Below are 26,297 nucleotides of genomic sequence, written 5' to 3' on the forward strand. Positions count from 1 at the left end.
AGCGACATGCATTTCTAACCATTTGCCTTTCTACTCCTTATGATTACCCATTTTCAAATGTGGTATAAAACAAATTGACTGCAATCTTAGGCAAAATCACTATGCTGGGAGGCTGAATCATGGGAACACAAACTAACCGTATCAATCGTAAAGAAGTGCCTGAGGAACAAACATGGGATTTAACCGATATCTTTCAGAGACGGGAAGACTGGGAAAAAGAATTGAAGGCAGTCCAAGATGATGTAGGAGATGTAACTAAGTACAAAGGCCGTCTTAAGGAGGGCAGTGACATCCTTTTGCATACCCTTGAAGCTAAAGAGGAACTTCTTAAGCGCTTTAACCTTGTCGCCGCTTATGCCTCTCTGAAACAAACAGTGGACCACACCGACACAACAAGCCAAAAAGACGCGGCCAGAGTAGAAGAAGCCGGTTCGCGCATCAATGCATCAACCGCTTTTGTGGAAACAGAAATCATCTCGCTTCCAAGAGAAGCATTGACTTCATTTATTGAAGAAGAAACCGGGCTGCAGTCCTTCAAGAAATACCTAAAGGACCTCCAGGATAAAAAGCCTCATACACTTGGAGAGGAAACCGAAGAGACATTAGCGGCCTTGGGATCCGTATTCGCCGCTCCTTACAATATCTATAACCGCGGAAAACTTTCCGACATGCAGTTTGATTCTTTCACTGATAACGAAGGAAACGAATTCCCGCTTTCGTTTGCCCTTTATGAAGGAAAATACAGTTCTTCCCCTTCTGCCACTGTGCGGAGAAACGCCTATGCATCGTTCGTCAAAACACTTCAGCAATATAAAAATGCATTCGCGGCTGCCTATGCCACGCAAGTCAATCAGGAGACCATCACGGCTCGCCTCCGCAAATATGATTCCGTGACCGATATGCTTCTGGCACCGCAGCAGGTTACAAAAGAAATGTACAATAACCAGCTGGATATCATCCAGGAGGAGCTTGCCCCGCATATGAGAAGGTATGCTCAATTGAAAAAGCGGGAACTGGGCCTGGATAAGCTTACATTCGCAGACTTACATGCGCCTCTTGACCCTGATTTCCAAATCGAAACAAGCTATGAAGAGGGGGCAGAAACGGTAAAAGAAGCACTCAAAGTCATGGGAGACGAGTACAACGAAATGATCGACAAGGCCCTGTCCGAAAGATGGATTGACTATGCTGACAATGTCGGAAAATCGACAGGCGCCTTCTGTTCCAGTCCATATGGAGCTCATCCCTATGTACTCATGACTTGGCCTGATACAATGAGGGGCACCTTCACTCTTGCCCACGAACTTGGGCATGCCGGCCACTTCTACTTGTCTGGAAAAAATCAGAGGATGACCAACACCCGTCCTTCCCGTTACTTTATCGAAGCACCATCTACCATGAATGAAATGCTGCTGGGCCATCACTTGTTGTCCAAAGACAACGACAAACGAACCAAGCGCTGGGTTGTCTTACAGCTGCTCGGCACCTATTTCCATAACTTCGTGACACACCTTTTGGAAGGTGAATTACAGCGGAGGGTCTACAACCTGGCCGAAGACGGTGAACCATTGACAGCCAGCGTCCTGTCCGAACAAAAAGCGGACATTCTGAAAAAATTCTGGGGAGAGACCGTCGAAATTGACGAAGGCGCAAGCCTGACATGGATGCGCCAGCCTCACTACTACATGGGATTGTATCCATACACGTATTCAGCAGGATTGACCGTATCCACTCTTGTTTCCAAAAAAATCATAGACGAAGGCCAGCCTGCCGTCGACCGCTGGCTGGACGTCCTGAAAGCCGGCGGAACACTGGAGCCGCTCGAACTCATCAAAAAAGCAGGCATCGACATGTCGGATCCGGACAATATTCGCGAAGCCGTCGCCTATGTCGGTTCGCTTATCGATGAACTGGAAGAGAGCTACGAATAAGTTCGTTAGTTTGCTGCCCCCAGGCCTTGGCCTGGGGGTTTATTTGGGGTGACCCGGGGCTATCAACTGGTTTTGCGGTTCTATCAACCAGTTTTGCCACTCTATCAACTACTTTGACCGTTCTATCAGCCACTTCCGCCGCTCTATCAACTACTTTGACCGTTCTATCAGCCACTTCCCTTTTCAACCCTTATAGTTAGTTTCCCCCGGCTGGGCCGGGGGTTTTAGCTTGTGTGCAGGAAACATGGGGCTTGAAATGGAGTAACCAGGGGCTATCAACTGGTTTTGCGGTTCTATCAACCAGTTTTGCCACTCTATCAACTACTTTGACCGTTCTATCAGCCACTTCCGCCGCTCTATCAACTACTTTGACCGTTCTATCAGCCACTCCTATAAATTAGGTTTCTTCAACCCCTTCAACGAGTAAGCTCGCCACCTCTTTTCACCTTTGAAAGGCAAATTCATTTTTGCTAGCAATTTATTCACCGTTGAACTGGAATCAATTTCTAAAAAGTTTCGAATATCTCCATTCGTAACTTCAGTCCCAAATAATAGTGCATATTCCCTTAAAGTTGCAATATGAGCTTCCTTTGATTCAGCACCGCAATTTCTGCAAATCCACTTACCATAAGCTCTTTTGCAAGGGAAACAACCACATGTTAGACACTTTACTCCCCTGATTAATTCTTTTGGTTTAATTCCATATTTCTTTAGAATATCAACTTCTAGTGGACAATGTTTACGGGCGATTTCATTAGCTAGCTTCAAAGCTTCTTCTTTTTGGAGGATCTTTCGTTTATATTTTTCTTGTAGTGCTGCAATCTGGAATGGAAGCTGCCCATTGTGGATAACTTTTTGGTGAACTGTAGTGGAAGACGATCGAATAATGGTACGGGGATTGCTGATGACGACAAGAGATTCAATTGGAAGATGTGTTGATGTTAAGGTGGACATCCACTTTGATATTTGAGCTTTGTGACGCTTGACTTGCAGTAAGGGGTCCGAAAAGGCGACTTCACCATTTTCATTTCTTCTAATCAGCTGATTGAATTCTGTATCAAAGTACAAAGTTCCAGTCATATTTTTAGTCTCAACTATAAGGATAAATTTGACGGTAATAATGAGGGTGTCTATCTGGAAATAGTGGGTGCCATCAAATAGGCGAACATGATGAAGAATAAGAAATTCTTCTGATGATAAAAAACTAAGCGGATAATTTAGGTTAATTTCTCCTTTATAGCCAGCCATCTGCCGGCCAAGGTCCGCTTTAACAAGTTCTTTCGCGATGTGAGTTTCTGCCAATCTTTCATTGAGAACTTCTAACTGCATAAGCTCTATAGGTACAGTCCGTTCCTTAATAATCATTCCATCACTCCTTCTGAAAACTAGATTCGACTAAAAGCAGCAATTCCCTTCAAAAATTCTACTAAAAAAGACACACAAGCTATGCTCATGTGCCTTGGAAATAGATCATATTTTACATGAGATTCCTACAACTTCACTCTCTGCAGCCTCAACGCATTCAAGACAACAGATACTGAACTGAAGGCCATCGCCGCTCCGGCCAGCCAAGGGGCAAGAAGTCCAATGGCTGCGATCGGAATGCCCAAAGTATTATAGGCAAATGCCCAAAATAGATTTTGTTTGATATTCCTTATCGTTTTTTACTCATGAAGATGGCATCCGCTATACTGTTCAGGTCCCCACGGATAAGGGTAATATCAGCGGCTTCCATAGCGACGTCTGTACCTGTTCCGATTGCCATCCCGATATCAGCAATCGCCAATGCGGGAGCATCGTTGATTCCATCCCCGACCATCGCGACTATCTTGCCTTCTTCCTGAAGCTTTTTCACTTCATCAGCTTTCCCTTCTGGCAGGACTTCAGCAATGACATTCTCGACGCCCGCTTCTTTTGCTATGGCTTCTGCAGTCCGTCGGTTATCCCCTGTCATCATGATGACCTCGAGTCCCATGCTTTTCAATCGTTCGACGGCTGCTTTTGATGTATCTTTGATTGTATCAGCGACGGCAATCAAACCGGCATATTGACCATCAATACTGACAAGCATGGCTGTTTTTCCGCTGCTTTCTAAATCTATTTTTTCCTGAAGAACCGCATCTCCCACTGCAACTGATTCACGGTCAATCAGTTTTTTGTTCCAATCAACACTTTGCGTCCATTGACCAGGGCTGAAACACCATAGCCGGGAATCGCTTCAAAGTCAGTCTTAGCATTAGTTTCTATTCCCTTCTTTTTGATGCCCTCCACGATCGAGACGGCCAAAGGATGCTCGGAAGGACGCTCGGCTGCTGCCGCCAGTTCCAGGAATTCTGTTTCATTTACCCCATCGATCACCTTCACATCCGTCAATACAGGTTTGCCGTTCGTGACGGTTCCTGTTTTGTCCAGTACTACAGTGGTAATCGTGTGCGTGGTTTCCAGATGTTCTCCGCCTTTAAAAAGAATACCGAACTCTGCTGACCGTCCGGACCCTGCCATGATGGAGGTTGGTGTTGCCAGCCCCAGTGCACATGGACAAGCGATAACCAGTACAGCAATCAACTTCTCCAGACTTTCACCAAAGTTGCCTGGCGTAATCCAGACGAACCAGACTAAAAATGTTATGACAGCCAGCCCCACAACTATTGGGACAAATATACCTGATATCCGGTCGGCCATCCTTTGAATCGGTGCCTTTGAGCCCTGAGCTTCTTCCACAACCTTGATGATCTGGGCGAGTGCGGTATCTCTTCCCACTTTTGTTGCTTTTACTTTTAAAAAGCCATTTTTATTGATGGTAGAGCCTATAACCTCATCTCCGGCTGTCTTGTCGACCGGCACGCTTTCTCCCGTAAGCATGGATTCATCGAGAGCGGAACGGCCCTCCAATACTTCTCCATCCACAGGCACCTTTTCACCCGGCTTTACAAGTACGATCTCCCCGGCTGCTACTTCCTCCAGAGGAATTTCAGTCTCTTCACCATTTCGCAGGACAGTGGCGGTCTTTGCCTGGAGTCCCATCAGCTTTTTGATTGCTTCCGATGACCTGCCTTTCGCCCGCGCTTCAAACAGCTTGCCCAGAATGATCAATGTGATTAAGATGGCACTTGTTTCAAAATAGAGTTCTGTCATTCCTTCATTCGTTCCTAGTGATTCAAGCGATAAATATACACTGTAAAAATAAGCAGCGGAAGTACCTAATGCCACCAGGACATCCATATTCGCACTTTTATTCTTCAATGCTTTATAAGCACCAACATAAAATTGCTTTCCGACATAAAATTGCACCGGGGTTGCCAATGCGAACTGAACCCATGGATTCATCAGAAACTCTGGGAGATAAATGAATGAGGTGAATTCAAAATGGCTGACCATTGCCCAGAGAAGCGGCAGGGAGAGAATTAAGGAAAGAATGAATTTCCGCTGCTGCTTCTGGATTTCTTTCTCCCTATAATCTGCTTTTCCTTCAGGGTTTTCATCAGCTGCTTCTCTCGCACCATACCCCAGCTTTTCAACTCTTTTCACCAGGTCGTCAGGTGACAGGAGAGTCGGATTATATTCAACCGTTGCTTTTTCCAGTGCCAGGTTTACATTTGCATTAGAGACACCTGCTGTTTTATTCAGCCCCTTTTCAATTCGTGCAGAACAGGCAGCGCAGGTCATTCCGGTAATGTCAAACTCAACTTTTTCTGTAATAACATCATACCCAAGGTCCTCTATCTTCCTTTGCAGGTCAGCCGGAGCAGTTGAGAAAGGATTGTATTTTACAGAAGCACGTTCTAAAGCAAAATTAACCGCTGCTTCCTCGACGCCCTCCATCTTATTCAATCCCTTTTCAATTCTGGAGGCACAGGCAGCACAGGTCATTCCAGTCACATTATAATTGATTTCCTTTGTGTTATTGCTCATGTTATTACCCCCTCATACCCATATGGGGTATATTATTTTCCAAAAGAAACGCGCCTTGATGGCACGTTCATCTTTTATTGAACATCATATCCTTGATCATCGATGGTCTCTTTAATTGTATCCAAGCTCACTTCATCGGAGTTATAAGTAACATCCACTTTTCCTGAGTCCAGATTTACTTGTACAGACTGGACCCCTTTCAATTCACCGACGTTGCCTTCAACCGCTTTAACACAGTGGCCGCATGACATTCCGCTTACATTCAGAGTGATTTGTTCCATTCTTCACATCTCCTTTATTTCTTCATTAGTTTTTGTATAGTGATTAACACTTCATCCAGGACTTCTGTGTCGCCTTCCTGGATTCTTTCCAGCACACATGTTTTCATATGTCCTTCTAGAAGAAGTTTCGCAACGCTGTTCATCGCAGATTGTATGGCTGATATCTGGGTAATGACATCATCGCAGTACGTGTCATTTTCAATCAATCTTTTTATACCGCGGATTTGCCCTTCAATGCGGTTCAACCTGGTAACCAGATTGCTTTTCACTTTATCTGAATGGTGACTTTTTCTTTCTTCATCTGATGAGCAACATGAATCGATTTCAATCATTTCTTCAGGGTTCGATGCCATTGCGTCACCTCCTTGTCGTCATATTACTATACCCCCCTATAGTATGTAAAGTACATGGATTTCGGCACATCTTATCACCATCTTCTGTAATTCTTTCACAAAATATCTTATATATGTACATGTAATTACCCTTCTGACAAATAATAACCCTAAATGTCAAAGCGTTCAGGAGGACGATATCCATGTCTGACCATTCAACAAAGCTTACATCAGGGGAATTAGCAACTTTATGGACCACGTTTCAAAATGATACTTCTTCCTTATGTATGACTGAATATTTCATAACGAAGTGTGAAGATCCTGAAATCAAGGAGCTTCTTCTACTTACCCAAAACGCATCTAGTGAGCATGTAGATTTTCTGCAAGATCTTTATGTAAAAGAGCAGATTCCAATACCTGCAGGCTTCTCTTTAGAGAATGATGTTAATCCTGACGCCCCAAGAATGTATGAAGACATCTTTTTTTTGATGTTTATGAGGCAGATGGCGAAAGTCGGGATGATAACCTACAGCGGCGCCATGTCTCTGGCCGTCCGGGAAGATATCATGAACTTTTACCAAGGCTGTTTAAGCTTCACTAGTGACTTGTATCAAAAAACAACTGCAACTGCTTTGAAAAAAGGAGTGTTGGTGAGACCGCCCTATATTCCTTATCCAAAAGGAATCGGATTTGTGGAAGAGAAGGATTACTTCAGCGGCAGCTTAAATCCATTCACCGAAAAACGGCCGTTGAATGCGATTGAAATTTCACACTTATTTATGAATACAGAAACCAATTTGCTGGGAAACATGCTGACAACGAGTTTTGCTCAAATGGCGGAAACACCAGAAGTGAAGGATTTCATGGTGAGGGCCCAGCAGATTGCCCAGAAGCATATTAAGATTCTCGGCAAAACCCTCGTTGACAGTGACATGCAGGCACCTATGTCATGGGATACCAATGTACAGGATTCTACCTCTTCTGTTTTCTCTGAAAAATTGATGATGTTCATTGTCTCCCTGGTCATGAGCGCCGGGATAGGCAATTACGGCATTGCCGCTTCTGCAAGCATGAGGCTTGATGTAGCTTCTAACTACCTCCGGATGGCAGTGGAGTCAGGACGGCTTGGAAAAAGCGGCGCCGATATTATGATAAAATACGGCTGGCTGGAGGAGCCGCCTCAATCTCCGGACCGTAAGAAGCTTGTTGAGGGATAGGTCCGGGGAAAGAATTATAATGCGGAATTGTATCTGATTTCATATTCGGGGTCACGGCGATTACTATGGAAACGTACCATTATAATTAATAAGCCGCTCAGTAATGATGCGAATAGACGCATCAATCAAAACCACCATTGTGATTTGATGATTTGCTCTGCGGCTGGATGCCACTTTTACTGGGATCGGTCTATAGGTCTCTAGCAATTTAATGAAAATAAGGGGAGAAATTCCGCTTATTTATGAAATAGCACCAAAAATAGCAAATTTAAGCGGAGAAATTTCCCTTATTTGCTTAAAAGATGTGAAAATGGTTCATTAAACTGCCCATAAGCGGAGAAATTCCGCTTATTTACCCCAAATCAATTTCTATTGGGCATCTTAACCGGAAAATTCCGCTTATTTCAAGCCAGGATTGTACGATTTCCTTCAAAGAGTATACCTCCAGCTAGAATGGCATGCTGTGATAGGGAAACCTGCAAGTTTTTTTATACCACGCTTAAAACTTTGAACCCCAGACCATAACCAGGGGCTTTCAAGCCATTCAATAAAAACATCGGCAGCCTCACAGGTCTGCCGATGCTTTGTGTCCACCCATTATTCAACTTTTATAAAAAACTCTTCTACATAAGGATTTTCAGGAGCCTCCACCACTTCATAAACAGGGTTTGTCAGCACGGGCATCATGTAACCGTTGAAATCCACCTTATCTACAATCCCGCTGACGTTTATCCACGTGTCCGGCTCAAGGGAAGCCAGCTCCTCATCCTCTGTCAGCAGTCCATAAACACCTGCATCAGCTACACAGCAGGTGACCGTGAAGCGGGAAATGACTGCTTGATCCTCTACAAAGCTTTCGTCTTTATAAATAAACCCTGTCAGCTGGATTTCCTTTCCGATATAAGCATCAATGTTTTCATCAATGATGCTCAATGTTTGAATGAATTGTTCGTCCCTAACGAAGATTTTATCTTTCTCTTGGACAATTGCCTTCAACTTTTCAAAATCCTTCTCCACTGGAAATTCCTCATAGTTACCGAGTTGTGATACAGCCGGCGGCGCTTCAGTGTCAGAAGAATCTCCTTCCTCTTCCGTTACAGCCTTTTCTCCAGTAGAAGGAGGAGCAGTATACACCCCGCTGCCAAGGTTCACCCCTCTTTTGGAGGCAATCGTGCTGTCCAGCAGATTATCCGGAAGCATGAATCCTAAAATTACCGGAACGATGAACAGACTGTAGATCAAGGTAGTTTTGAAAAAACCTCTTGGCAGCTCGTGTGCGTCACACCCACAGCTGCTGGTCTGGCTTGCCGAAGACGTACCCCTGATTATTTGGATAGCCCCGAGGAAAATGAACACACCTAAAGCGAAATACATATACCCGTGCATCTTCTCGGCTACAAAGTTCACCATATCAAATGTCAGGAACAGCTTCAGGATCAGCAGGGCATATCCGATTAAGATGATGCCCCGCAGATATGTGTGAAATTGGACCGTTCTCATTCAAAACACCTCCATTTAAAATAAAGTTTGAAACAGCAATGTGCAGACATAAACAACAACCGTCACGACTCCAATAAATAAGAGCACGAAACGTTTTTTGAAATAAGCCAGCATCAATAAGGTATTTTTAAAATCGATCATTGGGCCGTATACCAGGAATGCCAAGAGAGAACCTGAAGTAAAGATACTTCCGAATGAAGAGGCGACGAATGCATCCGCTTCTGAACAAAGCGATACAACGTAAGCAAATATCATCATGACTGCAGGTCCGAAAATATCATTCGAACCAACGGCATTTAATATCTCCCTATCCAGGAAGGTCTGAAATCCTGCCGCTATGAGGGCACCGATAATCAAATATTTTCCCATATCGAAAAATTCATCACTCGCATGGACAATCGTTTCCAAGATTTTATTGGATCCCTGTTGATGTTCGTGATGATGGTGATCATGTCCTTCTTTTTTCTCAACACGCAGAGGATCTCTTTTTCCAAAAAGCTTATAAAGCAGAGCTCCTATCAGCAGGGCCGCGACAGCAGCAATCCCCATACGCCCGAACACAATCGTGAGGTTATTCTGAAACGCATAGTATGTAGAAGCAAGTACTATAGGATTTAGAATGGGGGCGGTCACCATGATTACCATCGCCAAGTGTGCCGGAACTCCTTTTTTAATCAACCGCCTGGCGACTGGAACAATCGCACATTCACAGATCGGCAGCAACGCCCCTACAAAGACCGCCGGAAAGAGGGCAAGATATGGGAACCTCTTTGGGACAAGTTTTTGCAGCATATTTTCTGAAACAAACACCTGGATGATTGCTGAAGCAAAGACTCCGATCAAGATGAACGGTACAGCCTCAAGCAGGATACTTAAGAAAATGGTCACCATATTTGTAAAACTGGAGTTCAACATCACATCTGGTAAGAACGGTGTAAGTCTGTCTCCCGCCAAAAACAGTACAATAAAAAGAATAAAAAGCAAGATACCAAGGAGTTCCTGGCTCCATGTCCGCATAGTATTCATGTAAAATCTCCTTACAATCGTAATGATTTCGCTTTATATTATATACTATGCTTGTCCTCAAAATCTATGATAATTTCAATTTTTCTCTAATCACTTACTTTCAAAATGAAGCACACTAATTGACCTTTCTAATAAAATCCCTTATAATGAATTCCTGTGTCCCAGTAGCTCAGCAGGATAGAGCAACAGCCTCCTAAGCTGTAGGTCGCAAGTTCGACTCTTGCCTGGGACGTTAATGTAAAAGAGCGGAGATTCCTTACTTCAAGGATTCTCCGCTCTTTTCTTTTGTTCCTTCTCAATCGCTCCCATTCCTTCAAGAAGGATTTTGGCATCATTATTTAAAAATTCCAGGGTTTCTGTCTTGAGAAGCAATTCTTTTTTATTCTTCACTGTCATCTTCAATCCTTGAACATCAAACTTGAGAGCATAGGTATTGATGGCGTGAATGGTGGCCATTTCTGTTCGGGTGAGAGGCATTTCTCCATTATTCTTTCTATCTATCAAATAATCCAGCAAATCTCGTGAGTTTCTATTCAAAAGCTGCTTATTCTCATGTAAGAGATCGAGGTTGCTCTCGATATACTTCCTGGTACTGACTAAGTCCAACTTATCACTTTCCTCGTTAATCTTTAAGGCGAGTTCTCTTAGTTTCATTGTGGACCTCCTCATTGTCTTACCTTTTTTATCGGATTAACGAAATGATTATAGAGATGACATAAGCCCTATTTCTTATTAAAAGGCTGTTTTCGCAAAGGTTGTGGCTGGTTAAAAGGAATGGATTTCCGCTCCAGGCGCTGGGCGGGCGCCCGGCCTCCTCGGCTTCATAAGAAGCAGAAGCGGCCGTTCAGCGACGTACAGATTTTAAGGCTATCGCAGAAAGGAATTACTAAGAGCTTAAGTGATTCGATGATGACTTATCTATTTAAAGTGAAAAGGCCCCGCTCAGCGGCGTACCGACTGGATTGACTCCGCATGAGATAAAGGAAACACAACAAACACAGTGAGTTGGATTTGCCAGTTTAAAAAGTGGTAGATCTCCGTTTAATCCGGGCAGACAAACTTTCCCCTATATTGCTCTTTTGGCGTTTGAATTTGAGGGCTTGCTTTAGCTGGATAGCCGGCTAGTCCCGCAGCAGATGCGCATTCCGCTCCAACCCCCTATGTAGAGGTTGAGGAAAAAATAAGAAACTGCCCTTTAGAAAAAGCCATAAAAAAAAGCATGACATCCAGGTTTCCGGGATTGTCACACTCATTTTTCTCTTATGTGTTTTTGAAAAACCACTGCCATTTTCCTTCCGTGTCTAAGGTTTTATCTTCTAACTCGTCCGATTCTCTTCTTGACCGGAATACTGTAACAGTCGTCACAGATGCCCCCGTTGTCAATAAACTCGACTTCATCCCAAATATCCTTCCTGCACTTAGAGCAAATCCATTTTTTCTTAACCTGCTCCATCTCACCACCTCCATATTATGACATTTCGACATTTCTTTATGGATTCCTGCCAGTCTTCCCTTTAATTCGCCGATTCTGCCATACGTCCATTTCTTTTTCATATGAGTGAATTTCCAAAAGAAAAAGATACCTATGACCCTTCAGCTGTAGTATATTTAGAGAAACGAAATATACTACACACTGTGTGAGGTTCTATTATGTGGAAAAATAAAAATGTCTGGATTATTTTAATGGGCGAGTTTGTTGCCGGCTTGGGACTGTGGCTCGGAATCATTGGAAATCTTGAATTTATGCAGGACAAGGTGCCCTCCGACTTTTTGAAAGCCGTCATCTTGGCCATCGGTTTGCTGGCCGGGCTGCTTCTTGGTCCGCTTGCTGGCAGGATTACGGATCAGGTGGATAAAAAGAAAGTCATGCTTTTCTCCGGTTTCGGACGCGCAGTCAGCGTGCTGTTCATGTTTGCCGCCATCTATACCGGATCTGTTCTATGGATGGTTGTTTTCATGATTTTCATCCAGGTTTCAGCTGCTTTCTATTTTCCAGCCTTACAGGCAGCCATCCCTATGGTGGTAAAGGAAAAGGATCTGCTTCAGCTCAATGGAATCCATATGAATGTCGCTACCCTGTCAAGAATATTGGGAACAGCTCTCGCAGGAATCTTCCTTGTCATTATGTCTTTGTCTATGCTGTACTTCCTTTCCATGGTTGCTTATTTGCTTCTCTTCTTCCTAACATTTTTCTTAAAGCTGGAGGAACCGCATGCGGGCGTCATACAGAAAGGGAAAGCCAAAGCAGGCAGCTTCAAGGAAGTGTTTCCAATCATCAAGGGACTTCCGATTGTCATGATGACTTTAATTATGACACTCATTCCCCTGTTATTTATCGGCGGTTTCAATCTAATGGTCATCAATATCAGTGAGCTACAGAACAGTTCTGCCATTAAGGGCTGGATTTATACGGCCGAAGGGATTGCCTTCATGCTTGGCGCATTCTTTGTAAAACAGATCAGCGGCAAACGTTCCCCTTACTCGATATTGTTCCTGTTTTCATTCGTGATCGGTGCTGCGCAAATGCTGCTGTTTTTCGCTGACCAGCCCGTGATTTCCGTGATCGCTTTTGCGATTTTTGGATTTGCAGTCGGCTGCTTCTTTCCCACAGCCGCTACCATTTTCCAAACACGGATTCCGAAAGACTTTCATGGAAGATTCTTTTCATTCCGGAATATGCTGGACAGATTGATTTTCCAGGTGGTCCTCCTGATGACAGGGTTGTTCCTGGATATTATGGGCTTGCAGTATATGACGCTCATGTTTGGCATCCTTTCTCTTGCAGCCACGGCACTCTTTTACTCCAAGTACCGCCAGTTAAAAGAAACAGTTCTGGCTGAGAAGGCAGGCTGACAGCAAAAACCACACTGAAACCCAGTGTGGTTTTTGCTTATTTTACAGGAGTGAACTGCGGGCTGCATATTAGGTCAAAGTATGACACCGGCTTCATTTCTTTATCCAGCAGGTGATTGCACCAAGTTTTTTCGATATAGATCTCCGCTTTCGCCTGCTCCCGCTCACCGCCGGCCGCTGCTTCTTCTAAACTAATCCAGCTTTCATAAATTCTTGTCATAAGAGTACCGATTTTTTTTGCATGATAGGTCTGCACATCTTGGTCCGCGCCGGCTACATACTCTGTCAGTTCCGATAGCTCACTCAAGCCTTGTACTACAATACCTTTTAATCCATCCAAAGAAGCGGGCAGGCCCTTCAGATTATCCATCATTTCTTCTATAAACAATTCATGGGCATTATGCCTGTTCATTAACCGGAGAATTTCAAGCCCGAGGATATTCGCTGTTCCCTCCCAAACGGTCAAAACTTGCGCATCCCGCAGGAGACGGGGAAGAACGAAGTCTTCGATAAAACCGTTTCCCCCATGCATTTCAATTGCCTCGTGAGAAAAGTGGATGGCCTGTTCGGCTGTTTCTTTTTTCAAAAGAGCAATGAGCAGCCTGTTCAGAACCATCTCTTTTTCCGAAACAGGGTGTTCATGCGACATGACTTTCTCAAAGAGGTCGATAAGAGAAAATACAGCACTTGTTTCAATTTCCTGCTTCACTGCCAAATGCGTCAAGGTTTCCTTGATCATCGGATATTCTGCGAGTTTCTTTCCGAATGCCTCTCTATGGAAAGCATAGTTTCTCGCTTCCATATACGCACGCCTCATGATACCTATCGAAGCGATCGCATTGCAGACCCTGGAGAGGTTGAGCGCCTCCATCATATAGTGGATACCTTTAGAAGGCTCCCCGACCAGGTAGCCCTCTGCTTCTTCAAACTCGACCTCAGCGGAAGGAACAGCCCGGACACCCAATTTGTCTTTCAATCTTCTAATTTTGATACCGTTCAGTTTTCTGCTTTCCTTTCTCCATGGCACGGCAAACAGGCTTAACCCCTTTGTCCCAGGCTGTGCGCCTTCCATCCTGGCCAATACCATCGCTACTCCGCACATTCCCGAGTTGGAGGCAAAATATTTCTCTCCGGAAAGGTAGTAGCTATCACCCCTTTGGACTGCTGTTGTTTCGTTCGCGCCTACATCCGATCCTCCCTGCCGCTCAGTCAGGAAGGTCGCTCCTTCATATAACTCTGTTTCTCCGGTAGAAAGCACGTGAGGAAGAAAACGCTCTTTGATTTCATCACTCGCATAGTGTTCCAGGAGATAGGCTGTTGCCATCGTCAGGGTGACAGGACAATAGAAGCCCGGTTCGGACTGTGAAAGCAGATACCCTTGCGCATAGGAATAAACATAATTGCCTTTTCGGCCGAGCTCCGGGATCTGTTTATGGATATAGCCCACAATCCCTTTGTTATACGTATCTTTTACCGTTTTTTTATAGCCTTCATTGACCCAGACCTCCGAGATATCCTCGCCCATCCTGTCATATTTAATGAGCCTCGGCTGGCCTTCCCGGTCTGTGTGTACGGCACGTTCATCGATCTCGCCTGCACACATCCTGCCAAACTCTGTCAGCTCCCTATCCGCCCATTCTCCCATTTCTTTATCGAGGTATCGCTTCAGGACACTTATAAAATGGGGATCCTCTTTGTAAAAGTTTTCGATAGTCTTCATTGTGCAACACCACGCTTATTTTCATCTCTAAGGACCTGTTTCAGAATTTTGCCTGTCGCATTGCGGGGAAGTTCTGTTACTACCTCATATAGTTTCGGAATTTTATAGCCTGCGAGCTTCCCGGATAAAAAAGTCTGGCAGGTTTCTTTTACATCTTCCATTTTTTCCGATGAAACAACAACAGCTTTCACAGTTTCCCCCCATTCTGGATGAGGGACACCGATGACCGCAGCCTCTGATATCGATGGATGAGCCATCAAGGCTTCTTCCACCTCTTTAGGATAAATGTTGACCCCTCCGGAGATGATTAAATCCTTCTTCCGGTCGACAATCCAGACGTATCCTTCTTCATCCCTCCTGGCCAGGTCACCTGTCCGTAACCATTCATTGTGATAGGCTTCATTGGTTTTTTCAGAGTCTTTATAGTAACCTTTCATATTTCCTTCTCCATAGAGCAGTATTTCTCCCACTTCACCTGGAGGAAGTTCGTTTCCTGCGTCATCGGCAATCATGATTTCTGTCCCTAAAGCACCTCTTTTCCCGATACTGCCTTCATTTCCTCCATGCTCAGCAGGAAGCAGCAGCGTTCCGGAAGGTCCTGCTTCTGTCAGTCCATAGACACAGCATAACCGGTCTGTATTGAATTTCTCTTTGATAAGCGCCACTTCTGGCTTTGAGAGCGGTGCCCCGCCATACACCCAGAATTTCATAGAGGAAAGATCAAATGATTCGATCGTTGGCATTATAGCTGTAAAAAGATATGCAACAGGTGCGCCGAAGAAGTGAGTCACCTTTTCACCTTCCACTAATTTCAGGAGGGCTTCCGGAGTAAAAGTCGGTGACAGCACATGGGCCGCTCCCACATAAGTTCCCGCCACCAGAAATAAGTGAAGAGGAGCTGAATGGCTCAAAGGCATCATATGGAGAATCCGGCTCTCCGGTTTCATTTCCATTTCCACGCACATCATAGTCGCGGCACTCAATATATTGCGGTAAGTAAACAGGACACCCTTTGGCTTTCCAGTCGTTCCTGATGTATATAAGATTGTGGCCTCGTCATCCTCAGTGAGGGTGCAGGCGATTGATCCTGTCTCTCCTTCTTGAAGCAATTGCGAGAAGCTCTTCCATGAATCTTCTCCATCGCCAGTTTTAATCAACAGAAGGTTATCACCCTGCACTTCGGAAACGGCATCAAACAGAAGTTCATGGACTATGAATGCCGCCGCATCACTGTGTTCCAGGATATAGCGCACTTCTTCACCCGTCAGCTTGGCATTTATCGGGACAATGACCGCTCCCAGCCGAAGTACGGAAAAATAAGAAATAACAAATTCAAGGGTATTCGGCATGAAAAGGACAACTTTATCTCCAGCGGTTATCCCTTGCAGCCTTAAAGCAGAGGCAAACTTGTTCACTTGCTGATCCAGCTCAAAATAATTCACACGGTGTTCACCTGAGATGACGGCTTCTTGAAACGGGTACTTACGGGCATTTCTCTCCAGCAAATTTGATATATTCATCACTCATCGCTCCCCAATTGTTCAAGTCTTTTGACAAAATCATCACGCAGTTCCTCTAAATCGTGCTTCATATTCTCCAGTTCCCTGATCCGTCCGTTCACCTCCTCAATTCTTTGATTGCCATACTGAATCGTCCTTTCCAGCTGAGCCCTGCCGCTGCGGTCACGGTCAAACAGATGAATCATTTCTTTGATTTCATCTAATGAAAAGCCGAATCGCTTTCCGCGCAGAATCAGCTTCAGGCGGGCATATTCTTTTCTCGAATATACCCTCCTGCCGCCATTATTTCGTGAAGGCTGCAAAAGGTCCAATTCTTCATAGTATCTGATCGTCCTGGTGGTGAGGTTAAATTCTTCTGCTAGGTCAGAAATAGAATAGTTCATGGGGTCTCCTGTGTCTGATTTTTTTGATAATTGTATTTTACCATTGACGTTAACGTTAACTTCAACTTATTTTCAAAAAAAATCCACCAAGGGGCTAATCGCCTGAGGTGGATTCATTTTTGGACACTTTATTTTTCTTTATCTGTATCTTTATTTTTATCTCTATCATGATCAAGAATATGATATTGGCTTTCATCAAAATTCTTCAGGTCCTTTTTAGACTTTCTCATGAATAACAGTACGATGATCAAAGCTGGAATCGCCAATATAACATACCCAAAAACCAGGTTTAAGAACTCAGACATTTTCATCTTCCTTTCATAAGTACTTGTCTTCATTATACCGGTTCATAATCCAATTCAAAAAGAATTGAAACCTGATGATCAAATACTAAATCAGGACTGGCCTCAATGGTACCTGCCCGATCCAACTGTTGAAATTCAGAAACTTTGGGAAAGATCGCCGTTAAAAAGGCCAACTAATGGTACATGGACATTACTATGAAAAGAGGAGCGGCTTATATTCAGCCGCTCCTCTGGATGTTTATCTCTTTCTAAACCGATCCCCGGTATTTACATAAACCACGATATACAGTACAACCGCGAGAAACAACCCAAGCCCGAGTGCGAAAAGCCATTGAGCATCAAGCAGCTCGCTGACTGGCCAAAACAGCATACAAAATGACAATGCAAACATCATCTTCCCCATGAATCTGCATAGTGCCTGTTCATCATACTGTTCTTTTTCCTCTTTGGGCATTGTATTATATCCTGCGATTAAAAAAGCTCCTTTTCCATTCAGAAGGAATAGTCCGAGCACTATAAATAACGCAATGATAATGAATGTAACAATCATGGTCAGTCTCCTCCCTCATTTACCAGAATGATTTTGTAGCAAGGAAACCTGTCATTAGGACAGTGGAGGCACCAATTACCACCAGGATCATCCCTTTTGAATTTTGCTTGGACAGTTCTGCTCCTACGATTACCATCCCCATGCCAAGCAAGGCATATGCCAGCAGCCATGCTGAAGGAAAAGCCAGCGAAACATAAAGAAGCAGTAATCCAATGGTAATAAGAATCATTGGAAGGAGTACGAGAGGTTTCCTTAACTCCCCTTTGACTTGTGCTTTCTCTTCCTCTGAGGATTTCAAGTATTCTTTTCTTACCGATACAGCACCAGACACCAGGATTACTATAAGTCCAATTCCCCAGACAATATCCATTCCTGCTCCTCTATTCTTTTAGGTTTTGATTAATTTTAACATATTTAACCAAATAGTAAGTTAAAAGTTGAGTCCTAGAGAACAAAATTCCTACGCCATAATCACCTAATATTTTCCGGAGTTTTTCAAAACTAATCCTGCCTCTATGCCTTGCTGGAATCATTTTGAAAGGGCTTTTTATATAGAATGCTGATTTCGTAAAACTCCCAAGAGCCGTTTTTCTTGGATACTATGGTGTTTCTGCTCAAATGGGATACGAAGAGAAGAGCCTCTCTCTCTCTCTTTCTTACCAGGTTGCTTCAGTGAATTATGGTGTTCTTTTTCAAAATTCCTTTTTTCTTAGCTGCAAAGTTTACAAAAAGACCCATTAAAAAAAGGATTCCGTTTTTACGGAATCCTTTCTAAGTGTATCATTTCCTAACTTGCTTTCCTTGATCGGTTCTATTCCAAATGACGATTACCAATATGAGAAGGAGTATACACACCCCGGCGAATACAGCAATCAGAATGGAGAGGGAAGAAGAAGCTTGTTCAGCCTCTTCCATGGCGCCAAGCTTAACCGCTCTATCCGACTGGCTGAACAACTTTAAACCTTCAGCTTTGGCTTTAATGGTATTCGTTCCTTTTTCTTCCCCTTGAAATATATTCTGCTTCAATTCCCCTAATGCATTACTTGGTGCACCTTCAAATTGCAGCTTCTTCTGTTCTTCTGGAATCTCTATCTTTTGATTCTTCAAAGACTGATCATGTATCAAATCATTATTTTTTTGAATTTATTTTCTTTATAGTCGTTGGGGACCAAATCATCGATCCCCGTATTGGCTGATAGCGGGGCTGCTGAAATTCCCAACAACACCCCTATAAGAATCTGGATAACAAAGAGCTTAGCCCTCATATGCTTCCGTTTCCTCATCAGACTGTCTGCCAGCCTTTTTATTCAATAGCATCTGGACTGCAACAAGCCCTATTACGATTAACCCTAATACAATTGAAGCTTCACTGAATAAGGATTCCGTTCCGTATTGAATGGACATATAGACAGTGGACATAGGGTCTTTGAAATTGAAGTTAGGCGTCGTCAAAGCAAGCAATGGTGTCACAAACAGAACGATGAGACCTACCGAGACGAACCATCCTAATAGGCGATGAGCCGCGAACGCTACCCTTACCAGCCCTGAACCTGCCAATAAGAGAAGAATGGTAAAGATCGTCCACTCAACCGATCGGGATTCCACCAACGGATAGATATCCAGTCCATACAGGCTTATGATAAATCCTACTATTAAGTTCAGAAGCAGGAAAATCACTCCTTGAATCCAGAGCGGCGCATTATGGAAGTAATAACTTGTATATCCAATAAGCAAGCTCGATAACAGGACGATGAACAAGACAACAACCGGAGGAAGAACACTCGCTTTCTTCTCTTCCGGGACATCTCCCTTCACATTCAGCGGGTTCGTTAAGAAATCATAGACATACCCATTGGATTGTCCGTCTACGAAAGCGTTCCCCAGAACACTGAAGACATCATCATGGATCAATTGTGTAGAGGCTACATTCGCAGCCCACTTATTATTCAGTGTATCAGCATCACTTTGCACATTGGTGATATTCGAGCGAAGTTCTTCTGTATAAGAAACAATAGTATTCTGACTTTCGCTTACAGTATCCAGGAAGGAGTGGATGGTCTTAATTTCACTTCCGATCTGCTGCTGGTTTCCAACTAAGTCAGGACCTGTTAAACCAGAAGCCGGAGTCGGAGCCGCTTGCTCAGGCTGCTGAATCCGATTCAGTACATTCTCTGCCTCCTGATTGATGGCAGTCAGGCTCTCTGAAAGCTGTGTCTGCTGGTCATCAAGAGTTTGATTGTACTCTGCAGCAAAGACAGTGAAGGAATCTTGAAGGGTATTCAACGCATCCTCCGAATCAGGTAATGAGGTATTTAAGAGATCCCACTCAGTTTGCTCAGCCTGTGTCACCTTCAGGATTTCATTTACTTCATTTTTCAACTCTTCATCTTGCAGAACAGCAGCCTTGACGCCATTTTCAGTCAGCATCCCATTCAGGACTGACTCATATCGATCAAGATAAGAGTAATATTTTAGTAGATCCATAAGTTTATAATTATTGATTCCGCGGGCAAAATAACCAGATAAAGTGTTATATCTGTTTTGGGATAGAGCAGCTGAATTCAGGATCGCATTTTCTTTCTCCTCGATAGCCGCGCCAATGTTCCTGATGTTGTCAGAGAACATTTCCAATTCCTTCGTTAATGCCTCATTCGTTTCTTGCAGACTCTCACTATAATCTTCCAACTCCTGAATATAGGTGGTCAGCTTTTCTATATCTTCTGTCAATCCATCTATTGTATTGAGAAGTGTCTGTTTTTCCTCTTGAAGTGTCAGTGTTTTTTCTTCCAACACGGATATTTCTCTAAGCAACTCATCCACAACTGCCTGAAGAGGGTTTTCTCTTGTATCATTTTTTGCTTCCAGCTGCTCCCGGACTTTACTAATTCGTTCATTGATGCCTATAACATCCTTAACAGCTGTGGTTATGGCTTCAGGAGTCAGTTCGGTTAAATTAGTGAGTGTTTCTTTTATAATATTGATGTCCGCAGAAATAGCTTTTAGATCACTTATTTCCTGGTCCAAATTCACTGGTGCCGGCGGTGGATCACTTGGTTCTCCTGGTTCCTCCGTTTCACCGGGCTCGGTTTCAACTTCTTGTGCTGAGATGACGACCGGCTGAGCATCCGTTTCTTCTCCCTCTTCCGGCGGATTAGGAGGATCCGGAACTGGCGGAGGGTCAAAAATCTTTCCGTCTCCTTCAGCCAGCTTATTGTTGAGTTCAAAAATATTTCCTTGAAGATTATTTAACGCGGTGGTGTCCTGCAATTGCTGGTAGAAGGTCAGCACCCGTTCCTGGAAGGAATAAAAATCTTCAACTTGTCTATCAACCTCTTCGAATCTACGTTGCTGTAAATTCGTTAATAGCTCCTGATTACTCTCCATGCTGCTGTTTACCTGGGTCAGGCCTGCTGTTAAAGCCTCACTTTGATCAGTGAACAGTGACTTCGTTTTCAAGTAACGCGGCTGTTGGTTTTGTGTAGACTCGTTGATCATCTGTACAGATTGAGCTTGAATATCGGCCAGTAATGTTTTCTGGTTATCCTGATATTCCCTGTATTGATCGACATATTCAACAAAACTGGAAAGGCTTTGTTGAAAGGATTCCATTGTATTCTCTTGTTCCGGCGTGCGGCTGTCAGCCTGCTGTATCGAATTTTGCAGATTTGCCAGCATGGACGTTTGCTGTTCGATCTGGCCTGCTAGATCTTTTGAGCTTGGTTTGTAGAAAGACAGCATTGTCGTTTGAAAAGCCTGTTCCTTTTGTAAAATCTCATCAAATTCATCCCGGATATTTTCCATATCGGCTGAGACGTAATTCCAATAAAGAGAGGACATTTTCTGATTGACCCTTTTTGTAGCCCTTTCAATCTCCAGCAAAACTTTTTCTTTATTCACAGCATTGAGCTGTGCTTGAACCTTATAGTTTAGGTTGGTTTTTTCAGGTCTTTCTTCATTATAAGTCATTACTTTGCCTGAAAAATCAGAAGGGATGTAAACGACGGCATCGTATTTAGAACTTTGCAGGCCGTTTTCACCTGCACTTCGGCCTACAACCGACCATTCAAAGGAAGATCCATCCTCAAGCAGGGACGCTGCATCCCCTCCAAATGCCAGCTGCTGGCCGTCCACTTCAGTGCCTGCATCTTCATTCACAATGGCAATGGACTGGGTAGCGTTTTCTTTTACTTCCAAGGGGTTTTCCCCTACCGAACGAAAGAAGAGAAGAGGAGTTGCAAGAATCATCATGACGGCTAATAAAAGTTTAAACAGGCTTACTTTCTCTGTCATGCGTGTACTTTCCTTTCTGTTACCATAAGCGGTATTTGAATTTTTGCTTCTTTTCCGTTTTCTACATAATATCCAAAGCCCGGCTGAATTTCCGGCTCTCTTCGGTCATAGCTGAGTGTGAATAGGGTTTGTTCCGATTTTTTCATCAGTACAATAGCTTGACGGATTTGCTTCAACTCCACTGTTAAAGCATCATAACCCTTCGTCAGCTCACTGTTGCTGCCGGATACAACCACACAAAAACCTAGATGGCTGTAATTCTTCATGCACCTGACAATCCTGTCCTGCAATAATGGATCAAGGTTTTGCAGGAACCTGGCATAACCATCGACAAGCAGCATGACTGGTAAGAAAGATGGCAGAGGACTTCCCTTTTGAACAGATAAGTTATATTGTTCTTCCCGGGAACTGAACAGTTCATCCACCCTGTTAAGCCACATGGTTATGTGTTCTTTGTTTTCCATATAAACAACCTTCTCTTCCCTCATCAGATTCGATAATCCTCTGTCAATGGAATCAAAGATGGCTACATGCTCACTTTCCTGAAGGAGAGCTGTATTAGCCAAAACCTTTAAAACATTCGTCTTCCCTTTTTGCGCCTGCCCCAATACCAGGCAGTGCTTTGTCTTTCTGAAGTTTACATGTACAGGGCTGACAGATTCTTCATCCAATCCAATTGGCAGCAAACCTTCCTGTCTTCCCGCACCGGTGTATTGGGTGAAGTTAATCATCGTCAGCTCTGCAGGAAGCATAGGTACCGGCTTTGGTGATGCCGATCCTTTGTACTTATCATTCAGTAACTGAATATCCTCTTTTAATAGATTTAACTGTTCAAAGTCATCCTTTCCTTCTGATGGAAGGAAAACTTGGGAGAAATACGCCGTATCCTTCTTTACAATCGCCCTTCCCGGAATGGCTTCAGGAGTAAAAGGCAATCTTCCAAGCATCGTGTAGGCTTCTGAACTGTCCATTAAATAATGGACGACCTTGGTTTTGAGATTATTCATTAAAGACTGGCGGATAGAATTCACACGTGTTGCTGTAAAGAACATATAAATCCCCAGTGACTGTCCGTCCCGCGCAAACTGATTGATTTCAGTTTCAAGCTCCTGCATTTCCTCTTTGACCAGATCGAAATTATCAATGGTCACAAATAAGAGAGGAAGCTTCTTTTCACTAACAGTATTGTACATTTTGATGGAACTGACTTCCTGCTTTTGGAACAGCTGCTTTCTTCGTGCTATTTCATCATCCAATATTCCGACGAACTTCTCGATTTTCCTCTCCTCGTCAATCATGAAGTAATCAGCTGTATGCGGCAATTGCCTTAATGGCAATAAACCGCCGTTTCCAAAGTCGAGAAGGTAATAATGAATCTCTTCCGGAGTAAACTGCGCAGCCATTCCCATCAATATGGTGATGAGCGTTTGGGTCTTGCCGTAACCTGATGACCCAAAAACACCGACGTTTCCGTCTTCAACCACCTCATAGTGATAAGGGGTCTGGCTCTGCTTCTCCGGTTCATCAACCATGGCCAGCAGGATCTTATTCTCTTCCATCTGAGCATAGCCTTTACGGTATATTCGATTGGACAGAGGAGGCAGCCATGGACTGGACAACCTTTTCAAGTTCAGCTGCTTCTCCAGCGCTTCGATGCGATCAACAACCGCGTCGATTTCACTGACCAATTCTTTTTGACTGCCAGGCTTTGCCGCAACTTCGGATATTGGAATCAATCCCAAATCTGTGACAATCGCGACTTCATCTTCTGCTTCAAACGACTCCTCCTGGTATGGGGCACCGCTCCAGGCAGATTGGAACAAGTCATATACTTCATTGTTTCCAACCTGCAGGTATCCTCTGCCCGTCACTGTAAGAGATGCTGCATCGCCATTTTTGAGGATTTCGCGGCTGTCCTCTGTGTTTTGCACTTTCAATGCGACCCTGAACCTGGCATTACTCCATATTTGGTTATCAATAACGCCTCCAGGCTTCTGGGTTGCTAAAATGAGGTGGACACCCAAGCTTCGTCCTATACGAGCTGCACTGACCAATTCCTTGATGAAATCAGGCTCTTCACTTTTTAACTCCGCAAATTCATCAGAGATTAGGAAGAGGTGCGGAAGAGGCTCTTCTGTTTTCGCTTGTTTATAGAGCCGCGTGTAGTCATTAATATGACTGACTCCATAACGGTCAAACAAGCGCTGCCTCCTTTTCAATTCACTCTTTATGGAGGCAAGTGCCCGTGAACTGAAGTTCTTGCTTCCTTCAATATTGGTGATCGTCCCTAATAAGTGAGGCATATCCTTAAATGGCTGGGCCATTCCCCCGCCCTTGTAATCGATCAGCAGGAATGCTACTTCATGTGGGTGGAAATGGACAGCTAAGGAAAGAATATACGTTTGTAAAAATTCACTCTTACCTGAACCCGTGGTCCCCGCCAGAAGCCCATGGGGACCATGCGCCTTTTCATGCAAGTTCAGTTCGACAAGGTCTTCCTTCCCTTTCAGTCCTACGGGGACAGCCAGCGACTTAGCCGACTCTCTGGACATCCAGTTCTCTTCGATCGGAAGCTGGTCAACATCCTTGACCTTGAGCATTTCCAGAAAGGATACGCTTTCCGGGATAGAGTTCGTCATCCCGACTTGATGATTGAGTGTACGCAGTGTCCTGGCATACTTTTCATTCCCAGCGCTGCTGAACTCATCCATCCGGAAAGGGATCCTGACGGCTTTCTTGTCCTGGATCAGAATATCCCCTTCGCTGTCATTGATATAACGGACCAGGGTATGAACATTATCCGATAAACTTTCTTTTGCTTCTGCTGCAAAGATGACAGACATCCCCAGATGGGCATACTCTCCTTCAAGATACTGCAGGATCACATGTTCAGATATCAATTGATGGTTTGTGATGATAAAAACATAATGAGGAGCGAAACGCACCTTCTCCGAGTCCTCATCAATATCCCGTTCACGAAGGACTTCGTATATGGAAGAAAGGATTTGATCCCTTGTTTTTTCGTTATAGATAAACCCTTTAGCAAATGACTGCGGCAGTTGAAAGTGCGGAAGCCATTTCATCCATTCCCAGTCCTTGTATTCCTCCTCATGGAAAATGAAGATAAACCTTACATCATGATAACTGTGGAAAAAAGCCAATTGGCCGATTAACTGATGAATCTCATTTTTATAAACGGATTCCTTACCAATTAATCCGACAGCCCCTTTGTGGAGATCCGCCGTCACGGGCAGGTGATCGATTTCACGGTAGGCCCTTTCCAATCTCTGCGACTCTTCCATCAACTCATCCATTTCCCGGTTGGATAAGTCGGAAGAATTCACTGAGATACTGTAGCTGGCAGGCAGTGTCCCCCTGCCTAATCGGAACTGAAGGAAATCCGGACTTTCAATCGCTCTTTCCCAAAGCCTGCCGGACAGCTGCTCTGTAAGATACTTCATTCTTTCATAGGAAGGAAAATGAAAGTGCAGGACCTCTGACTGTTTCTCTGCAAGCTCATGAAGTTCATTTCTTTTGCTTTCTAAATATTGAGTATAGATGCGTGTTCTTCTTTCCTTCGATTGTTTTCTATTTCTTTTATCTTTAAAGAACTGCACGGTCGATGTAACCAGCGTCGTTGTAAACATCACCATTGAAATGATGATGAAGATTCCCCTTGGTATTACAAGGGCGACGATTCCCATGACGAGCAGCATCATCAGCGGAGGGAGGATTATCAGCCACAGGCTGCGATTGGAATCACTTGATTCCTGGCTTGGAAAGGACAGCTGGACCTTTTCCTCTGGCAGTTCGTAAACCATTCTGGGTGTCCGCCGGTAATTGGGATACTTTTTCTGCATTTCTGAGGTCGGCCGCACTGACTCCACTAATTCCGTTTGATAGTCTTCTAAGCTATGTATCTCGATTAGGTCGTTTTCTGTAAGGGTAATGGCTATGAAAGGGTAAAATAAGATATCCCCAACCGTAAGCTCCATTTTCCCTTTTGCCAGATGTCCGTTGTGATAGAGTGAAGAGGCACCTTTCGCATCCATCACCCATTTATCCCCATCATTTTTATACAATAAAAAAGAACTCTTCAAAGAATCATTGGTTTTAATATGAATGGCTGCCAGCGGGTCCCCGGAAGAAATACTGATCTCTTCTTTATGGCCGATGTAATAGGTTTTCGGTTCTGCCGGATATGAAGTGAGTATGATATGTAATTCTTTATCACCTGCCAGCAGTGACTGTCTTCGGCCTTGTTCAAGCTCAATCGCTTCTTTTCCATCTTGATACAGCAGGACAGCATCTCCTGCATCTTCTACAAGGATAGATGAGGGTATTGAGAAAATCGTAATGGAATCCTCCAGCCCCGGTCCTATAGTGATTTTTTCATTCTGATTCCCGATCATGATCGATTGATAGTAGTGATCGTGAAATATCCATAGGGCATACATAGGTTAACCCCCTGTTCATT

General features: G+C 44.0%; 19 protein-coding genes, 1 tRNA gene and 1 pseudogene. 4 read left to right on the forward strand and 17 right to left on the reverse strand.

Going from position 1 to position 26,297, the window contains the following annotated elements:
* Window positions 1-119 precede the first annotated feature (119 nt).
* Window positions 120-1,931, forward strand: a complete 1,812-nt coding sequence (gene pepF, locus B9Z54_RS01740; protein WP_113926817.1) for an oligoendopeptidase F — start codon at window positions 120-122, stop codon at window positions 1,929-1,931.
* 390 nt (window positions 1,932-2,321) lie between these two features.
* Here pepF and B9Z54_RS01755 read toward each other — a convergent pair whose 3' ends face one another.
* The 4 genes and pseudogenes from B9Z54_RS01755 to B9Z54_RS01770 form a co-directional block, all read right to left on the reverse strand.
* Entirely contained in the window at window positions 2,322-3,296 is a 975-nt protein-coding gene (locus B9Z54_RS01755) for a nuclease-related domain-containing protein (RefSeq protein ID WP_113926820.1), read from the reverse strand.
* A 125-nt stretch (window positions 3,297-3,421) separates the two neighbouring features.
* A pseudogene (locus B9Z54_RS01760) lies at window positions 3,422-5,843 on the reverse strand (heavy metal translocating P-type ATPase).
* Window positions 5,844-5,917: 74 nt separating this feature from the next.
* The gene (copZ, locus tag B9Z54_RS01765; RefSeq protein WP_113926821.1) at window positions 5,918-6,124 is read right to left on the reverse strand and encodes a copper chaperone CopZ; all 207 of its coding nucleotides are present in this window, start codon (window positions 6,122-6,124) and stop codon (window positions 5,918-5,920) included.
* A gap of 14 nt (window positions 6,125-6,138) precedes the next feature.
* Complete coding sequence (locus tag B9Z54_RS01770) at window positions 6,139-6,477, reverse strand: metal-sensitive transcriptional regulator (protein WP_113926822.1); 339 nt, start codon at window positions 6,475-6,477, stop codon at window positions 6,139-6,141.
* Between the two features lie 182 nt (window positions 6,478-6,659).
* Between B9Z54_RS01770 and B9Z54_RS01775 the strand changes: the two genes are divergently transcribed.
* On the forward strand, window positions 6,660-7,673 hold the full coding sequence (locus tag B9Z54_RS01775) for a DUF3231 family protein (protein WP_113926823.1): 1,014 nt from the start codon (window positions 6,660-6,662) through the stop codon (window positions 7,671-7,673).
* 597 nt (window positions 7,674-8,270) lie between these two features.
* On the opposite strand, the gene B9Z54_RS01780 is transcribed toward B9Z54_RS01775, so the two are convergent.
* Both B9Z54_RS01780 and B9Z54_RS01785 read right to left on the reverse strand, forming a co-directional pair.
* Window positions 8,271-9,173: a TIGR03943 family putative permease subunit gene (locus B9Z54_RS01780; protein WP_113926824.1), complete on the reverse strand. Its 903-nt coding sequence runs from the start codon at window positions 9,171-9,173 to the stop codon at window positions 8,271-8,273.
* Window positions 9,174-9,188: 15 nt separating this feature from the next.
* On the reverse strand, window positions 9,189-10,199 hold the full coding sequence (locus tag B9Z54_RS01785) for a permease (RefSeq protein WP_113926825.1): 1,011 nt from the start codon (window positions 10,197-10,199) through the stop codon (window positions 9,189-9,191).
* A 158-nt stretch (window positions 10,200-10,357) separates the two neighbouring features.
* Here B9Z54_RS01785 and B9Z54_RS01790 point away from each other — a divergent pair.
* A tRNA-Arg gene (locus B9Z54_RS01790) sits at window positions 10,358-10,431 on the forward strand.
* Window positions 10,432-10,460: 29 nt separating this feature from the next.
* Here B9Z54_RS01790 and B9Z54_RS01795 read toward each other — a convergent pair.
* Together B9Z54_RS01795 and B9Z54_RS01800 are read right to left on the reverse strand one after the other, a co-directional pair.
* Window positions 10,461-10,853 (reverse strand): hypothetical protein, encoded by a 393-nt coding sequence (locus B9Z54_RS01795; protein WP_113926826.1) that lies wholly within the window; start codon window positions 10,851-10,853, stop codon window positions 10,461-10,463.
* A 606-nt stretch (window positions 10,854-11,459) separates the two neighbouring features.
* Window positions 11,460-11,753 carry a hypothetical protein gene (locus tag B9Z54_RS01800; RefSeq protein ID WP_113926827.1) on the reverse strand — a complete coding sequence of 98 codons (294 nt, stop codon included), beginning with the start codon at window positions 11,751-11,753 and terminating at the stop codon, window positions 11,460-11,462.
* Window positions 11,754-11,849: 96 nt separating this feature from the next.
* Between B9Z54_RS01800 and B9Z54_RS01805 the strand changes: the two genes are divergently transcribed.
* Entirely contained in the window at window positions 11,850-13,052 is a 1,203-nt protein-coding gene (locus tag B9Z54_RS01805; RefSeq protein WP_113926828.1) for an MFS transporter, read from the forward strand.
* 37 nt (window positions 13,053-13,089) lie between these two features.
* Here B9Z54_RS01805 and B9Z54_RS01810 read toward each other — a convergent pair whose 3' ends face one another.
* From B9Z54_RS01810 to essC, 9 genes are all read right to left on the reverse strand, one after another.
* Complete coding sequence (locus tag B9Z54_RS01810) at window positions 13,090-14,772, reverse strand: acyl-CoA dehydrogenase family protein (protein ID WP_113926829.1); 1,683 nt, start codon at window positions 14,770-14,772, stop codon at window positions 13,090-13,092.
* Window positions 14,769-16,292 carry a class I adenylate-forming enzyme family protein gene (locus B9Z54_RS01815; protein ID WP_113926830.1) on the reverse strand — a complete coding sequence of 508 codons (1,524 nt, stop codon included), beginning with the start codon at window positions 16,290-16,292 and terminating at the stop codon, window positions 14,769-14,771. Before B9Z54_RS01815 ends, B9Z54_RS01810 begins: the two co-directional genes overlap by 4 nt.
* Window positions 16,292-16,675 (reverse strand): MerR family transcriptional regulator, encoded by a 384-nt coding sequence (locus B9Z54_RS01820; RefSeq protein WP_113926831.1) that lies wholly within the window; start codon window positions 16,673-16,675, stop codon window positions 16,292-16,294. Before B9Z54_RS01820 ends, B9Z54_RS01815 begins: the two co-directional genes overlap by 1 nt.
* 128 nt (window positions 16,676-16,803) lie before the next feature.
* Window positions 16,804-16,980 (reverse strand): hypothetical protein, encoded by a 177-nt coding sequence (locus B9Z54_RS24585; protein ID WP_162785049.1) that lies wholly within the window; start codon window positions 16,978-16,980, stop codon window positions 16,804-16,806.
* A 238-nt stretch (window positions 16,981-17,218) separates the two neighbouring features.
* The gene (locus tag B9Z54_RS01825; RefSeq protein ID WP_113926832.1) at window positions 17,219-17,530 is read right to left on the reverse strand and encodes a DUF3784 domain-containing protein; all 312 of its coding nucleotides are present in this window, start codon (window positions 17,528-17,530) and stop codon (window positions 17,219-17,221) included.
* Window positions 17,531-17,549: 19 nt separating this feature from the next.
* Window positions 17,550-17,900, reverse strand: a complete 351-nt coding sequence (locus tag B9Z54_RS01830) for a hypothetical protein (RefSeq protein ID WP_113926833.1) — start codon at window positions 17,898-17,900, stop codon at window positions 17,550-17,552.
* A gap of 410 nt (window positions 17,901-18,310) precedes the next feature.
* Window positions 18,311-18,673 (reverse strand): type VII secretion protein EssA, encoded by a 363-nt coding sequence (gene essA / locus B9Z54_RS01835; RefSeq protein ID WP_113926834.1) that lies wholly within the window; start codon window positions 18,671-18,673, stop codon window positions 18,311-18,313.
* 111 nt (window positions 18,674-18,784) lie between these two features.
* Window positions 18,785-21,820 carry a type VII secretion protein EsaA gene (esaA, locus tag B9Z54_RS01840; RefSeq protein ID WP_113926835.1) on the reverse strand — a complete coding sequence of 1,012 codons (3,036 nt, stop codon included), beginning with the start codon at window positions 21,818-21,820 and terminating at the stop codon, window positions 18,785-18,787.
* A complete protein-coding gene (gene essC / locus B9Z54_RS01845; protein ID WP_113926836.1) occupies window positions 21,817-26,277 on the reverse strand; it encodes a type VII secretion protein EssC in 4,461 nt (1,486 codons plus the stop codon). Before essC ends, esaA begins: the two co-directional genes overlap by 4 nt.
* Window positions 26,278-26,297: the final 20 nt, after the last annotated feature.

The sequence above is a fragment of the Bacillus sp. P14.5 genome, from assembly GCF_003316765.1.
GTDB lineage: Bacteria > Bacillota > Bacilli > Bacillales > Bacillaceae_B > Rossellomorea.

Bases quoted from the DNA above. Each gene is read 5' to 3' on its own strand.
- pepF (WP_113926817.1), top strand. From the start codon at position 120: ATGGGAACACAAACTAACCGTATCAATCGTAAAGAAGTGCCTGAGGAA.
- B9Z54_RS01755 (WP_113926820.1), bottom strand. From the start codon at position 3,296: ATGATTATTAAGGAACGGACTGTACCTATAGAGCTTATGCAGTTAGAA.
- copZ (WP_113926821.1), bottom strand. From the start codon at position 6,124: ATGGAACAAATCACTCTGAATGTAAGCGGAATGTCATGCGGCCACTGT.
- B9Z54_RS01770 (WP_113926822.1), bottom strand. From the start codon at position 6,477: ATGGCATCGAACCCTGAAGAAATGATTGAAATCGATTCATGTTGCTCA.
- B9Z54_RS01775 (WP_113926823.1), top strand. From the start codon at position 6,660: ATGTCTGACCATTCAACAAAGCTTACATCAGGGGAATTAGCAACTTTA.
- B9Z54_RS01780 (WP_113926824.1), bottom strand. From the start codon at position 9,173: ATGAGAACGGTCCAATTTCACACATATCTGCGGGGCATCATCTTAATC.
- B9Z54_RS01785 (WP_113926825.1), bottom strand. From the start codon at position 10,199: ATGAATACTATGCGGACATGGAGCCAGGAACTCCTTGGTATCTTGCTT.
- B9Z54_RS01795 (WP_113926826.1), bottom strand. From the start codon at position 10,853: ATGAAACTAAGAGAACTCGCCTTAAAGATTAACGAGGAAAGTGATAAG.
- B9Z54_RS01800 (WP_113926827.1), bottom strand. From the start codon at position 11,753: ATGAAAAAGAAATGGACGTATGGCAGAATCGGCGAATTAAAGGGAAGA.
- B9Z54_RS01805 (WP_113926828.1), top strand. From the start codon at position 11,850: ATGTGGAAAAATAAAAATGTCTGGATTATTTTAATGGGCGAGTTTGTT.
- B9Z54_RS01810 (WP_113926829.1), bottom strand. From the start codon at position 14,772: ATGAAGACTATCGAAAACTTTTACAAAGAGGATCCCCATTTTATAAGT.
- B9Z54_RS01815 (WP_113926830.1), bottom strand. From the start codon at position 16,292: ATGAATATATCAAATTTGCTGGAGAGAAATGCCCGTAAGTACCCGTTT.
- B9Z54_RS01820 (WP_113926831.1), bottom strand. From the start codon at position 16,675: ATGAACTATTCTATTTCTGACCTAGCAGAAGAATTTAACCTCACCACC.
- B9Z54_RS24585 (WP_162785049.1), bottom strand. From the start codon at position 16,980: ATGTCTGAGTTCTTAAACCTGGTTTTTGGGTATGTTATATTGGCGATT.
- B9Z54_RS01825 (WP_113926832.1), bottom strand. From the start codon at position 17,530: ATGATTGTTACATTCATTATCATTGCGTTATTTATAGTGCTCGGACTA.
- B9Z54_RS01830 (WP_113926833.1), bottom strand. From the start codon at position 17,900: ATGGATATTGTCTGGGGAATTGGACTTATAGTAATCCTGGTGTCTGGT.
- esaA (WP_113926835.1), bottom strand. From the start codon at position 21,820: ATGACAGAGAAAGTAAGCCTGTTTAAACTTTTATTAGCCGTCATGATG.
- essC (WP_113926836.1), bottom strand. From the start codon at position 26,277: ATGTATGCCCTATGGATATTTCACGATCACTACTATCAATCGATCATG.